Raw genomic sequence first — 12,759 nt, 5'->3', positions numbered from 1 at the left:
AGTCTGATAAAGCTATTGCTTATCAACGGAGGAGCTTTTATAGATATCTTTAAACGATTTTGGGGTACAGCCGTACTCTTCTTTGAAGAGCTTGTTGAAGTAGGACACGTTTTTATAGCCCACCGAATAGGCAATTTCAGACACATTGCTGTTGCCTCCCTGCGACAACAGTCGCGCCGCCTCGGTGAGACGCAACTTATTCAAATAACCGGTAAAGGTATACCCCAGTTCCGATTTAAGAATAGCGTTGATTTTAGTGCGCCCTACCCCGGTGCCCTGTACCACAGCATCAAGGTTTAAGTCGCTGTTGGCGTACTCGGTGGCCAGATAGCGCACGATCGAGTCTTTTTCCACATCAGAGCGAGGCTCTACCGACAACTGCTGGTACGCTACCAGCGGACGGTCCTGCTGCAATTTTAGCCGCAGTGACTGCGTCAAAGCCCGGGTGTGCTCACGCCACAAGCTAATCGCCACCGCTAACCACAGCAGCACTAATATGGCCGCCAGCAGGTATAAGTAAAACCAGTCGCGACCCTTAAGGGTCAGGCCATTGATCTGCACTCGCGACTCGACCGCGGGCGGGCTTTGGTAACTGGAGCCAAACACCAGCTTAGGCACCTGATTGAGTTCATAATCGGTCATGGAGAGCTTGAGGTTAAATTGCTCCAACCACCACTGCGGGGTTTCAAGCCGGGTGAGATCGAGCGTAACCTGTGACCACTGAGAGTCGCAGGAAAAGTAGCTATTGGGGGAGCGGTAGCTCAGGTAATCGCCACGGCGGCTGACGCCCTCTTCGAAGGTCAACACCGAGAACAGGATGACATTGGCAGGACTGCACTTTACGCTGAAGCTGATTTCGCTAAAGCGCGTTAAATCCACCGGCTCTGGCTGACCATCCGCACCGTTAAACTGCAAAGCGACGGACGCAAAAGGGTATTGCACTGCATCGGAAATCTGCATGGAAAAATCCAGGCTGAAGCGATCATCCTGCAGCACCGCCGCCGATTGCCCGCCCTGATACGCATCCGTTTCTACCGCAGCTTGCCAGTTAAACTGACTCTCGCCCGAGGGCAATAACACCGCTGAGGTGAAGGTACGCTGCACGCAAATATAGCTCAGCAGGGCACTCACTATGAATGCCACTAGCAAAGTGATTAGCGCTTTTTTGTAAAACCTTAGCATTGGGTTTTATTCACTTACTCATCAGCCTATGAAAAAGAAACACCCAGCCACTCAGCGCCTGTCCCTTTTGAGTTAGCCGCTATCCTAACCAGTTTTAGAGTGTCAAAACAGTCACAAGTGAGCGGCGACATTGGCAGCCTGTGCCATTGCGCGTAAAATGCGCACTCTTTCATCCTCGGGGTGGCCCCGCGTAGTCGGCCGTGTGCCGTAAACGTCAAAGCCTGAGATAAACCCGTTGAACCTGATCCGGTTAATGCCGGCGTAGGGATAGGACTCACACGTATATCCGCGCTCACTCGCATGCCGGGTCTCCTGTTGCTGTTGGAGACTCTATGAAACCCACGTACTTTGTTTTAGCTGCTCTACCCTTGGCCATTACCGCCCAGGCGCAAACCGACTCGATTGAAGAGATTCTGGTAACTGCCGACTTTCGCGCAACCAACCTGAGCGAACTGGCCACCAGCGCCACGGTCATCAACGCCGACGCCATCAACGCCCGTGGCGCCGAGCACCTAGCGCAAATTTTAAACACCGCCCCCAATGTGAATTTTTCCACCGGCGCCTCGCGCGGCCGCTTTTTTCAAATTCGCGGTATTGGTGAGCGCAGCCAGTTTATTGAACCGGTTAACCCATCCGTTGGCCTGCTGGTCGATGGCATAGACTTAACCGGCATTGGCGGCGCAGCCACCACGCTGGATATAGCCCAGGTGGAAATTTTGCGCGGCCCGCAGGGCACACTTTATGGCGCCAACGCTCTGGCAGGCCTGATCAATATGGTATCAACCGCCCCCACCCAAGAGTTCGGCGGCGAAGTGAACGCCACCTTGGGCGACTACAATATTCAAACCCTTAGCGGAGCCGTTAGCGGCGGGCTAACCGATACCCTGAGCGCTCGCGTCGCACTGGAGCAGCACAGCTCCGACGGCTACCAGGATAACGCCTACTTAAATGTTGACGACAACCAGAATATCGACGAACAAACCGCCCGCGCCAAACTGCGCTGGCAGCCCAGCGATGCGCTGCAACTGGATGTGACCGGCCTGTACGTCAATGTCGATAACGGCTACGACGCTTTCTCTTTGGACAATACCCGCACCACCTTGTCGGATAACCCCGGCCACGACCGCGCCGAAACAGCAGCTGGCTCGGCGCGCTTGCAGTGGCACTTAAACGATGCGGTCTCATTGGTGGCGCTGGGCAGTCACGCGCAATCGGATACCGAATACGGTTTTGATGAAGACTGGACCTACGCGGATATTTGCAGTGACTTCACTTGCATTTATGACGGCTACAGCTCAACCGATAACTACCTGCGCGACATCGACAACACCACCGCCGATTTACGCTTGGTGTCCAACAACGAACGCCACGAATTTGGTTGGGTGGCCGGTGTGTACTACCGCGACCAGAACGAAAACTTACTGCGCGAGTACACTTATGCAAGCGGTGACTTTACCAGCGATTTCAGCGCCGAAAACACCGCCCTGTACGGCCAGTTGGATATCCCGCTAAGCGCTGGCCTTAAACTCGTCACCGGCCTGCGCTATGAAGAGCGCAGCGCCGACTACCGCGACAGCGACGACGTAAGCTTCACCCCCAAAGACGATATGCTGGGCGGTAAGCTGGCACTGGAATACCACACCGACACCACCTTGTATTACGGTTTGATCTCGCGCGGTTACAAAGCCGGCGGCTTTAACAGCAACACCGCGCTGCCCGAAAGCTCGCGGGAATATCAGCCGGAATTTTTGTGGAACTACGAGCTGGGCGCCAAGTTTGCGTCCAACGATAACCGCATCACCAGTAATATCGCCGTGTTCTACCAGGACCGCGACGATGTGCAAACCAAGCAATCGCTGCTGCAACAAATTGATGGCGACACCTGCCCCTGCAGCTTTGAGGATTACACCACCAATGCCGCCGCCGGCCACAGCTACGGTTTAGAAGCAGACATCAATTGGCAGGCAAACGAGGCGTTACGCTTATTCGCAAGCCTGGGGTTGCTGCGTTCGGAATTTGATGACTTTCAAAGCTATGTTCACGCTGGAGCCAACCCCGGCGAGGGCGAGGCTTACGATTTATCCGGCCACGATTTACCCCACGCCCCCCACTATCAATTTACCGCCGGGGGCGAATACCTTTTTACCGACCACTGGTTTGCGCGCCTGGAAGTCGAAGGCAAAGACAGCTTTTATTTCTCCAGCCGTCACGAAGCGCAGGCCGACTCTTACGAGCTACTTAACGCCCGTATCGGCTACACCGCCGAGCACTGGGATCTGGCGCTTTGGGGCCGCAACCTGACCGATGAGGACACGCAAACCCGAGGCTTTGGCGCCTTCGGCAACGACCCGCGCAAAGGTTACGAGACCGAGCCCTATTATCAATTTGGCGAACCGCGCGTGGTGGGTTTGTCCGGCACTTACCGCTTTTAAGGAAAACTTATGAAACTGACCGCCGAACTGAGTATGTACCCGTTTAACGAGGAATATATTCCGCCCATTAAAGGCTTTATTGACTGGCTGAATCAGCAAGAGGGTTTGCTGGTCTCCACCAAGCCCACCTGCACCATTATTACCGGGGACTATGAACGGGTAATGCAGGTGCTGGGCGAGGGCATGCGCTACAGCGTGGAAACCTGGGGTAAAGCCGTGTTTGTGAGTAAATTTTTGCCGGGCTTTGAGGCCCTGCCCGAGGCCGATGTGTGAGTGATGTCAGTGAAGTAATCGCCCAAGCCTGGGCGCAGATGTCCGGCTGGGAAGTCGCCGCGGTGATTCTCGCCATCGCCTATTTGCTGCTCGCAGTTAGACAAAACAGCCTGTGCTGGTATTGCGCATTCGCCAGCACCGCTATTTACACGGCGCTGTTTTGGGATGTTCAACTGTTGATGGAATCGGCGCTGAACGTTTATTACATGGCCATGGCCATCTACGGCTGGTGGCAGTGGCGCCACGGCGGGCAGCAGGATTCACCATTGCCCGTGCGGCGCTGGGGCATCAAACAACACAGCCTCACCTTTGCAGCCATTGCGACTATTACCTTGGTATCGGGCACCCTGTTAAGTCGCTATACTGAGGCCGCCTGGCCCTATGTGGATTCGTTCACGACCTGGGCCAGTGTTATCACCACCTTTATGGTGGCCCGTAAAATTCTGGAAAACTGGTTGTATTGGATGGTGATCAACAGCACCTCGATATTTTTATTTATTGATCGCGGCCTGTATTTAACCGCGCTGCTGCTGGTGTCTTATCTCATCATTTCCATCTTCGGTTTAATTAACTGGCAAAAGGATTATCGCCAACAGCATCGGCAACAATCCGCCTATGGCTGAGCACAATGTTCTGCAAGCCATACTCGCGGGCTGGCGAGACTGGCCGCTGCCATTAACGGCCCCGCCCAAAGTGCTGGGCCCTATTCCCGGCGGCCGAACCAATCGCAACATCAAGCTTGAAGGGGCTGGCTACAGCCAAGCTTTTATTCTGCGCATTAATAACCCGCGCGGGCGCTTGCTGGGCATTGACCGCGACGATGAGGCACAAATTGTTCACACCGCCGCCATCGCGGGCTTAACCCCCGAGCCGCTATACCGTGATCCGGCCCACCGCTTTGCGTTGCTGCCTTTTGTTAAAGCCCGTACCTGGACGGCAGCCGATTTTGCCAATCCTATGCAGCGCAAACGGCTGTTGGCACTGCTGGAGAAAGTCCACAATTTATCGCCCGCCACCGACCGGCGCAGTTATTTACGCTACCTGGAAAGCTACTGGCAGATTCTGCAAAAGAACACGCACATAAATACTGAGCTCGCCGAACGCTGGGCGACATTTTCAGCCAGGCTCGCTGCCTTTGACCAAGCACCCTGGCCAGCAGAGCTTACCCACCACGACCTGATTGCCGACAATGTGCTGGACACCGGCAGCCGCCTGTATCTGATTGACTGGGAATACGCCGCCATTGGCCACAGCGATATCGACCGCTGGAGTATTGACCCGAAACTGGTCAATGAGCCTTTTATTCACGAACTGGCCCAATGGACCAACGACTTATGGGAGCGGGTCTTACTCAGCCTTAAATCCACGTCCCAAAACACATAACACATCGAACTTAACCCTCCTTAACCCGTCTCGTGCCTTGCAAAGGTGCCTCCACACGCTTTATCCGCTAAACTTTGCCAACCGATAAAAATAGTCTAAAGGACAACAACATGAGCCGTCGCACCTATTTGCCTCTGGGCTTACTTTGCGCAGCACTGATGTCTGGCTGCAGCCAGACTGCCACAGACAGGGCCAGCACCAACCCTGACACCGAGCAATGGCAAACCTTATTTAACGGTAAAGACTTGAACGACTGGACGATTAAAATCGCCGGTTACGAGCTGAACGATAACGCCTTGAATACCTTCTACGTTGAAGACGGGAAGCTGGTGGTGAACTACGATAATTACGACTCATTTGAGGGCCGCTTTGGCCACATATTTTACAAACACCCATACTCCCACTATCGCATTCAGGTTGAATATCGATTTATCGGCGAACAAGCCAGCGGCGCCCCCGACTGGGCCTGGCGGAACAACGGCATTATGTATCACGCCCAATCCCCCGAAAGCATGTCTGTGAAACAAGGCTACCCCGCCTGCATGGAAGTACAACTACTGGGCGGCAATGGTACCGATGAGCGCCATACCTCGAATCTGGTCACCCCAGGTTCCCACGCGATTTACAACGGCGAGCTGCGTGAAGACCACATCATTGAAAGCACCAGTAAGACCTATCACGGCGATCAGTGGGTGAACGCAGAGTTAGAAGTATACGGCGACGAATTAGCCATCCACCGGGTCGAAGGCGAAGAGGTTATTCGCTACAGCGGCATGCAACTGGATGACGGCACACCACTGACCGAGGGCTATATTGCTTTGCAGGCCGAAAGTGCACCCATTGAATTTCGTTCAGTCAAACTGCTGAACTTAAAAGGCTGTATGGACCCGCAGGCGAGCAACTATAAATCTTATTTTGTCGCCAATGATCCCGAGGCTTGCGAGTACTAACCGTTTAAATACAGTAACGACTAGCTTACTTAGCGCTAATCAATAGTCTCCAGTAATAAAAAAGCCCCGCTCTAACCGAGCGAGGCTTTTTGTCAGCCGCTAGCATCAACGCGCTGTCACCGTCGCACTTCAATGCCGCGCTCGGCCATAAATTCTTTGGCCTCACCCACGGTGTATTCACCAAAGTGAAAAATACTCGCCGCCAGAACCGCATCGGCGCGGCCTTCGGTGACGCCGTCGGCCAGGTGTTGCAAATTACCTACGCCCCCCGAGGCAATGACGGGAATAGGCACGGCATCGCTGATAGCTCGCGTCAGTTCTAAATCGAACCCGTTTTTAGTGCCGTCGCGATCCATACTGGTTAACAGAATTTCACCGGCGCCGTTGGCGCACATTTTTTGCGCCCACTCCACCGCATCAATGCCGGTGGGTTTGCGACCGCCGTGGGTAAAAATCTCCCAGCGTCTGGACTCGCCCTCAGCGCTGACCTGTTTGGCATCAATGGCCACCACAATGCACTGAGCGCCGAAACGGTCGGACGCGGCTTTCACAAAATCCGGATTGTGTACCGCCGCCGAGTTAATGCCGACCTTGTCGGCACCGGCGTTCAGCATTTTACGAATATCATCCACAGTGCGAATCCCGCCGCCCACGGTGAGGGGAATAAACACTTCACTGGCAATGCGCTCGACCGTGTGCACGGTGGTATCGCGGCCTTCGTGACTGGCGGTGATATCCAGAAAGGTGATTTCGTCGGCGCCCGCCTCGTTGTAGCGCTTGGCGATTTCCACAGGGTCGCCGGCATCGCGGATATCGACAAACTGCACGCCTTTCACCACGCGGCCATTGTCTACATCCAGACAGGGAATTATGCGTTTAGCCAGGCCCATAGTTTACTCCGCGCTGTCGCAGTAGGCTTGCGCCTCGGCGACATCCAGGCTGCCCTCGTAAATGGCGCGGCCGGTAATCGCGCCGCAGATGCCACTGGCGCTTTTAGCTTTGAGCGCGCGAATATCATCCATGTTGGTGATACCGCCCGAGGCGATCACCGGAATGGATGAGGCCTCGCCCATGGCGACCGTGGCCTCCACATTTACACCTTGCATCATGCCGTCACGGGCGATGTCGGTGTAAACAATGGCGCTCACACCATCGGCTTCAAAGCGGCGCGCGAGGTCGGTGGCTTTTACATCGGAGACTTCGGCCCAACCGTCGGTGGCTACCCAGCCGTCTTTGGCGTCCAGGCCGACGATAATATGGCCCGGAAACTCGCGGCACATATCGGTGACAAAGCTTGGGTCTTTCACCGCTTTGGTGCCGATAATCACATACTCCACCCCGGCCTTAATATAATGCTCGATGGTTTCGGCCGAGCGAATCCCGCCGCCGATTTGAATCGGCAACTTGGGGTAGGCTTTGGCAATGGCGGTGACCACTTCGCCGTTAACCGGGGCACCGGCAAAGGCACCGTTTAAGTCCACCAGATGCAGGCGGCGGCAACCGGCGTCGACCCATTTAGTGGCCATGGCCACGGGGTCGTCGGAGAATACGGTGGAGTCGTCCATCAACCCCTGGCGCAAGCGCACGCACTGGCCGTCTTTAAGGTCGATGGCGGGAATAATCAGCATGGTAACAATCTCTTAGTTCAATCAGCGCTGGCCGTTCCAGCGCACAAAGTTATGCAGTAACTGCAGGCCCGCGGTGTGGCTTTTTTCGGGGTGAAATTGCACCGCAAACAGGTTGTTGCGGCCCAGGGCGGCGGCAAAACGCACCCCGTATTCACAGCGCCCGGTCACTTCGCTGCCGGTGTCTTCCACGTAAAAGCTGTGCACAAAATAAAAGCGGCTGTTTTGCGGGATATCCGCCCACAGCGGGTGATCCACCTGATCAACCTGGTTCCAGCCCATGTGCGGCACCTTTAAAGGCTCACCCTCGGGGCTTTTGTGATCGTGGCCGAAGAATTTCACTTCGCCCGGAAACAGGTCAATGCAATCAGTGCCACCGCTTTCCTGACTGTGGGTTAACAGCGCCTGCATGCCCACGCAAATGCCCAGCACGGGCTTGCCGCTGGCCACTTGTTCACGCAACAGTGCATCAAAACCCAGGCGGCGAATTTCACCCATGCAATCGCCAATGGCGCCCACCCCGGGGAAGATCACCCGATCGGCGGCGGCCACTACAGCCGGGTCGCTGGTAACGTGAATCTCGTGATCGCACACCTTACCCAGGGCGCTGGCCACCGAGTGCAGATTACCCATGCCATAGTCGATAACGGCTACTGACTCAGTCATGGCTTACAGACTACCTTTGGTGGAGGGCATGATGCCGGCCATACGCGGGTCCGGCTCCAGCGCCATGCGCAGGGCGCGGCCGAAAGCTTTAAACACGGTTTCAATCTGGTGGTGAGCATTGTCGCCGCGCAGACTATCAATGTGCAGGGTCACCTGGGCGTGATTGACGAAGCCATGGAAGAACTCAGAGAACAGCTCGGTATCAAACTTGCCGATGCGCTTTTGGGTAAAGGGCACTTTCATAATCAGCCCGGGGCGACCGGAAAAATCGATCACCACGCGGGACAGGGCTTCGTCCAGGGGCACATAGGCGTGACCGTAGCGGCGAATACCTTTTTTATCCCCCACGGCCTGAGCAATGGCCTGACCGATAGTGATGCCGATATCTTCCACGGTGTGGTGATCGTCAATGTGGATATCGCCTTTGCAGTACACATCCAGGTCAATCATGCCGTGGCGGGCAATCTGATCCATCATGTGCTCTAAAAAGGGCACCCCGGTATCGAATTTACCGCAGCCTGTGCCGTCTAAATCCAGCTCGACACTGATTTGCGTTTCCAGAGTATCGCGGGAAACCTGCGCTTTGCGCTCTGACATGACCTTCTCCGACTCACCGCCCCGTGGGCAAAAGGCGGATTATAAAGGTTTGCGGTAAGACAGCGCCAGTCGCAGGCGCACCGCGAAGGACTTAATGCACTTTATGGGGGTCGAGTTGAACGGCTTCGATCTTGCGGCCCAACATCACGACCCGGCCGGTGTAGCGATCTTCACCGGTGGAGGTAAACTCAAAATAGAAAGCGCGCCATAAACTGAGCGCACCTTTGCTGTTGCGCTTGAACCAGAGCCGACGCAGGTAGACGCTCTGATCCAGCATCTGCACGTTCATTTCGCGGCAGTGGCGCACTGCCGCGGCAAAGGCAACATCTTTGGCCTGCAGCGCTCGCCACCAATAATAGCCCACGGCAATCAGGCCAAATAACCAGGTAACAGCAGCGAGATCAGACATAATTTTTTACACAAAAGCGCCCCTGGTCGACCCAGCACCTTAAGCAGGTACCAGCGCAACCGGGGGCGGGAATTAAAAAAACGGTTTGGAGGAAACTTATACCGCGGTAACGTTTTCCGCCTGAGGACCTTTTTGCCCTTGTACGACTTCAAAGGTCACGTTCTGGCCTTCAAGCAAAGTACGACGACCGGTGCCGTTAATTGCACGAAAATGTACGAACACATCCGGCCCGCCTTCGCGCTCAATAAAACCGTAACCTTTCGCATCATTGAACCACTTAACAACACCATTCACCAAATCAGACATAACGCCCTCTTGCTTCCTTTTTTGCGCCGGAACACCGGCCCTTCACAACCCCCCACTTAAAAGCGGGGCCTACCAGTAAAATCAATAAGGTTAAAATTAAGCTCCATCTCCACACCCTAGTATCTGGCTGCGATGGACAAAATTAAATCATTTTGGCTCTGGCAAATTCAAGCGGCGGTTCGGTTATTGTGGGCTGTTGCGCTCAATATTGGGGCGGCGGCAAAACACTTCGTGCAAAAATAGCGCAATTACCACCACCGCAAAGCCGCCAAGCATCGCTGGGCGCTTTACCAACTCCAATGCCAAACCTTCCTTTGCCAACTGATAACACGCTAAGCCCCAGGCTGCAGCGGCAAAATACCCCCATCTTTGTCGCTTAAAAACAAACCAGGCAATCACCAGGGTTGTCACCGCGGCAAAAACTGACTCAACGCGTAACTCTGCCGCTAAAAAACCAGCGGCCGCCAAAAGCCATAACAACAAAAGTGCATTAAAAAAGTGTGCCAGTGCAGTGATTTTCATAGTAAGAATCTACAGTTTTATGACAATGACAGGCCCATGGCCTCACGAGCCAAAGTATTTTTCAAAACAGAGAGGGAGTCAGCAGAGCGCAGCGCGCAATTGCGAAGCCAAAGTAATCTTAAATCCCGGCTGCCAAATAAGCGCTTAAAGCTTTCCATAGCCGCCATCATAGTGAGGTTATGCCCCATACGCTCACGCTCATAGCGGCGCAAAATTGAAGCATCGTCCAAACTGATACCGCGATTTTTTGCTCGCACAATCTCTTGAGCCAGGGCTTGAACGTCCAGCAACCCTAAATTCACGCCCTGCCCGGCCAGTGGATGAATGCTGTGAGCCGCATCGCCGATTAACGACAAACCAGGTTTAAAATAGGTTTTCGCATGGCGCTGCACTAACGGTAAACAATAGCGCTTTGCCACCTGAGTAACTGCACCCAGGCGGTGTTCAAAGCCAGATGCCAGCCGCCGGGCAAAGGCGGCGTCATCCAACGCCATTAACTGTGCGGCAAGGCTTTCATCGGCAGACCACACGATAGAGCTGTTACACGGGTTAGGCTCTTCGGGCCGTTCACACAAAGGTAGAAACGCTAATGGGCCTGTTGCCATAAACCGCTGCCAGGCGGTATGCCCATGACTCTGCTCGGTGCTTACCGTGGTAACAATGGCGCTCTGGCCGTATGACCATTCACGCACGCCAATGCCGGCAAAATCACGCAGCGCTGAAGTGGCGCCATCGGCGGCAATGGTTAACCTTGCGTGCAGTGGGCGACCATCGCTTAGCGCCACGCCGCCCAGGCCGGACTCAGAATAAATAAGGCCTTTAACCTGCGCGGTAATCCGCTCTATTGGCGTTTGCGCCAACTTATCCATAAGCTCGCCAACAATCAGGCGATTTTCAACAATATGCCCCAGAGCGTCACAACCTAATTCGTCAGCCCTGAAATCGATTTTACCGGCCCCTTCGCCATCCCACACATGCATGTTGCGGTAAGGGCAAACGCGTCGCTGCTCCAGCCCGGGCCAGATACCCAGTTGCGAGAACAACCGACGCGAAGCGGCCGTTAACGCCACCACTCTCGGGTCGAAAGCTTCGCCGCTCTCCTTTAAGGCAGCCGTTGCACCCTCTGCCATAGAAGGTGCCACCAGCGCGATACGCAAATTTGTATCGGCCAGGCGCAAGGCCATACTGGCGCCCACCATGCCAGCGCCGACAATGACAATATCGTAATCAGGCGGCGCCACTATGCCCTCCCATCATTTGCCGGGAAAACGCCTGCTTTAGTGGCGCAAACAGCTCTAAACCAAGTAACCCCAAATGTCGCGCACTCACCAGAGACGCTCGCCGCGAACTGAACAACTTCACCATGGCATGACTCAGCTCTGTGGTAAGGGTTTGATCCTGCTGGCGCAGGCGGCCGTAATTCTTTAAGCACTCGAGCGCTCCCGGGTCAGTCACACCTTTCAGACAATCGGCCAATACACCGCAATCGCGCAGGGACAGATTAAAGCCCTGGCCCGCAACCGGGTGCAGACTGTGCGCGGCATTGCCCATCACCACCAGGCGGCTGCGCCACGGCTCGTCGACTTCGCTCAGCTGTAAGGGGTAACTAAACCTTTCACTCACCGCTTCAAACCGGCCCAAGCGATGACCAAATCGCTGCTGCAGCTGTTGCAGAAAATCCGTATCAGGTCGGCCAGACCTGTCAGGCTCAAGGATAGGCTGAGTCCAAACCAGCGCTAATTCACGCGAGTTCTGCAAAGGCAATAACGCCAGTGGCCCTTCATCCGTAAACCGTTCAAAGGCGGTATTGCCGTGGGGCTTACTTACACGGACATTGGCAATAACCGCGCGCTGCTGATAGTGGCGCTTGCGATGGCCAATACCGAGCGCCTTACACAAAGGTGAGTCGGCACCGTCGCAAATGGCGATAAGCTTTGCACTGATATTCGCACCGCTGGCTAAACGCGCTTCAGCGGCTTTGGCGGTAACCGTTAACTGCTCAACCGAATCGACCAGCGACTCAATACCAGATTGCGTGGCCATGGCGCTGATGAAGACTGCCCCTAAAGGCTGATTAGGCACCACATAGCCAAGCGCAGGCATGGCGTAGTCGCCCGCACAGATTCTCTGCCCCGGCAGATAACCTTTGTCTGAAATATGCACCTGTTCAATGGGTGCTGCCACAGCGTTAAGGCTTTGCCAGACTCCGAGGTTATTAAGGTAGCTCGCACTACCGGCGGACAAGGCCGTTGCACGGGCATCAAAACTGGGCCTGGCGGATACGTCCCCCACTTCGGCCGGGTGCGGGTCGATCACCGCGATGCGCCAGCTGGGGTTAGCTCGCGCGCACAAGAGCGCGAGGCTCGCGCCCACCATGCCTCCACCGACTATGGCCAGGTCGTAAGTGGTCAAAC

At 55.1% G+C, this 12,759-nt stretch carries 15 protein-coding genes and 1 riboswitch; of the genes, 5 read left to right on the top strand and 10 right to left on the bottom strand.

Going from position 1 to position 12,759, the window contains the following annotated elements; translation table 11 throughout:
• Positions 1 to 12: 12 nt before the first annotated feature.
• A complete protein-coding gene (locus D568_RS0116265) occupies positions 13 to 1,131 on the bottom strand; it encodes a helix-turn-helix domain-containing protein (RefSeq protein WP_245551648.1) in 1,119 nt (372 codons plus the stop codon).
• A 217-nt stretch (positions 1,132 to 1,348) separates the two neighbouring features.
• Positions 1,349 to 1,468, top strand: a riboswitch (TPP riboswitch).
• Between the two features lie 46 nt (positions 1,469 to 1,514).
• Between D568_RS0116265 and D568_RS0116260 the strand changes: the two genes are divergently transcribed.
• The 5 genes from D568_RS0116260 (at position 1,515) to D568_RS0116240 (ending at position 6,220) form a co-directional block, all read left to right on the top strand.
• Positions 1,515 to 3,614, top strand: coding sequence for a TonB-dependent receptor (locus tag D568_RS0116260; RefSeq protein ID WP_020210665.1), 2,100 nt, complete (start codon positions 1,515 to 1,517; stop codon positions 3,612 to 3,614).
• A 9-nt stretch (positions 3,615 to 3,623) separates the two neighbouring features.
• A complete protein-coding gene (locus D568_RS0116255) occupies positions 3,624 to 3,887 on the top strand; it encodes a hypothetical protein (protein ID WP_020210664.1) in 264 nt (87 codons plus the stop codon).
• A complete protein-coding gene (gene pnuC, locus D568_RS0116250) occupies positions 3,884 to 4,510 on the top strand; it encodes a nicotinamide riboside transporter PnuC (RefSeq protein WP_020210663.1) in 627 nt (208 codons plus the stop codon). The genes D568_RS0116255 and pnuC overlap by 4 nt, the downstream gene beginning before the upstream one ends.
• Positions 4,503 to 5,270, top strand: coding sequence for a choline kinase family protein (locus D568_RS20470; protein WP_020210662.1), 768 nt, complete (start codon positions 4,503 to 4,505; stop codon positions 5,268 to 5,270). Before pnuC ends, D568_RS20470 begins: the two co-directional genes overlap by 8 nt.
• A gap of 110 nt (positions 5,271 to 5,380) precedes the next feature.
• A complete protein-coding gene (locus D568_RS0116240; RefSeq protein WP_020210661.1) occupies positions 5,381 to 6,220 on the top strand; it encodes a 3-keto-disaccharide hydrolase in 840 nt (279 codons plus the stop codon).
• Positions 6,221 to 6,336: 116 nt separating this feature from the next.
• Here D568_RS0116240 and hisF read toward each other — a convergent pair whose 3' ends face one another.
• The 9 genes from hisF to ubiH form a co-directional block, all read right to left on the bottom strand.
• Positions 6,337 to 7,110, bottom strand: a complete 774-nt coding sequence (gene hisF, locus D568_RS0116235) for an imidazole glycerol phosphate synthase subunit HisF (protein ID WP_020210660.1) — start codon at positions 7,108 to 7,110, stop codon at positions 6,337 to 6,339.
• A 3-nt stretch (positions 7,111 to 7,113) separates the two neighbouring features.
• Positions 7,114 to 7,848, bottom strand: coding sequence for a 1-(5-phosphoribosyl)-5-[(5-phosphoribosylamino)methylideneamino]imidazole-4-carboxamide isomerase (hisA, locus tag D568_RS0116230; RefSeq protein ID WP_020210659.1), 735 nt, complete (start codon positions 7,846 to 7,848; stop codon positions 7,114 to 7,116).
• 21 nt (positions 7,849 to 7,869) lie between these two features.
• Complete coding sequence (gene hisH / locus D568_RS0116225; protein ID WP_020210658.1) at positions 7,870 to 8,511, bottom strand: imidazole glycerol phosphate synthase subunit HisH; 642 nt, start codon at positions 8,509 to 8,511, stop codon at positions 7,870 to 7,872.
• A gap of 3 nt (positions 8,512 to 8,514) precedes the next feature.
• Entirely contained in the window at positions 8,515 to 9,108 is a 594-nt protein-coding gene (gene hisB, locus D568_RS0116220) for an imidazoleglycerol-phosphate dehydratase HisB (RefSeq protein WP_020210657.1), read from the bottom strand.
• Positions 9,109 to 9,199: 91 nt separating this feature from the next.
• Entirely contained in the window at positions 9,200 to 9,517 is a 318-nt protein-coding gene (locus D568_RS0116215; protein ID WP_020210656.1) for a DUF3301 domain-containing protein, read from the bottom strand.
• Between the two features lie 96 nt (positions 9,518 to 9,613).
• Entirely contained in the window at positions 9,614 to 9,823 is a 210-nt protein-coding gene (locus tag D568_RS0116210) for a cold-shock protein (protein WP_020210655.1), read from the bottom strand.
• 183 nt (positions 9,824 to 10,006) lie between these two features.
• Entirely contained in the window at positions 10,007 to 10,345 is a 339-nt protein-coding gene (locus tag D568_RS0116205) for a hypothetical protein (protein WP_020210654.1), read from the bottom strand.
• 17 nt (positions 10,346 to 10,362) lie between these two features.
• On the bottom strand, positions 10,363 to 11,586 hold the full coding sequence (locus D568_RS0116200) for a UbiH/UbiF/VisC/COQ6 family ubiquinone biosynthesis hydroxylase (protein WP_020210653.1): 1,224 nt from the start codon (positions 11,584 to 11,586) through the stop codon (positions 10,363 to 10,365).
• Positions 11,573 to 12,757 (bottom strand): 2-octaprenyl-6-methoxyphenyl hydroxylase, encoded by a 1,185-nt coding sequence (gene ubiH / locus D568_RS0116195; protein ID WP_020210652.1) that lies wholly within the window; start codon positions 12,755 to 12,757, stop codon positions 11,573 to 11,575. The genes D568_RS0116200 and ubiH overlap by 14 nt, the downstream gene beginning before the upstream one ends.
• Positions 12,758 to 12,759: the final 2 nt, after the last annotated feature.

The organism is Gilvimarinus chinensis DSM 19667 (genome assembly GCF_000377745.1).
In the GTDB taxonomy this organism is placed as follows: domain Bacteria; phylum Pseudomonadota; class Gammaproteobacteria; order Pseudomonadales; family Cellvibrionaceae; genus Gilvimarinus; species Gilvimarinus chinensis.
This window is presented reverse-complemented; position numbering and strand designations above follow the sequence as displayed.

Coding starts and splice junctions, on each gene's coding strand:
- D568_RS0116260 (WP_020210665.1), top strand. CDS start 1,515: ATGAAACCCACGTACTTTGTTTTAGCTGCTCTACCCTTGGCCATTACC.
- D568_RS0116255 (WP_020210664.1), top strand. CDS start 3,624: ATGAAACTGACCGCCGAACTGAGTATGTACCCGTTTAACGAGGAATAT.
- D568_RS20470 (WP_020210662.1), top strand. CDS start 4,503: ATGGCTGAGCACAATGTTCTGCAAGCCATACTCGCGGGCTGGCGAGAC.
- D568_RS0116240 (WP_020210661.1), top strand. CDS start 5,381: ATGAGCCGTCGCACCTATTTGCCTCTGGGCTTACTTTGCGCAGCACTG.
- hisF (WP_020210660.1), bottom strand. CDS start 7,110: ATGGGCCTGGCTAAACGCATAATTCCCTGTCTGGATGTAGACAATGGC.
- hisA (WP_020210659.1), bottom strand. CDS start 7,848: ATGCTGATTATTCCCGCCATCGACCTTAAAGACGGCCAGTGCGTGCGC.
- hisH (WP_020210658.1), bottom strand. CDS start 8,511: ATGACTGAGTCAGTAGCCGTTATCGACTATGGCATGGGTAATCTGCAC.
- hisB (WP_020210657.1), bottom strand. CDS start 9,108: ATGTCAGAGCGCAAAGCGCAGGTTTCCCGCGATACTCTGGAAACGCAA.
- D568_RS0116215 (WP_020210656.1), bottom strand. CDS start 9,517: ATGTCTGATCTCGCTGCTGTTACCTGGTTATTTGGCCTGATTGCCGTG.
- D568_RS0116210 (WP_020210655.1), bottom strand. CDS start 9,823: ATGTCTGATTTGGTGAATGGTGTTGTTAAGTGGTTCAATGATGCGAAA.
- D568_RS0116205 (WP_020210654.1), bottom strand. CDS start 10,345: ATGAAAATCACTGCACTGGCACACTTTTTTAATGCACTTTTGTTGTTA.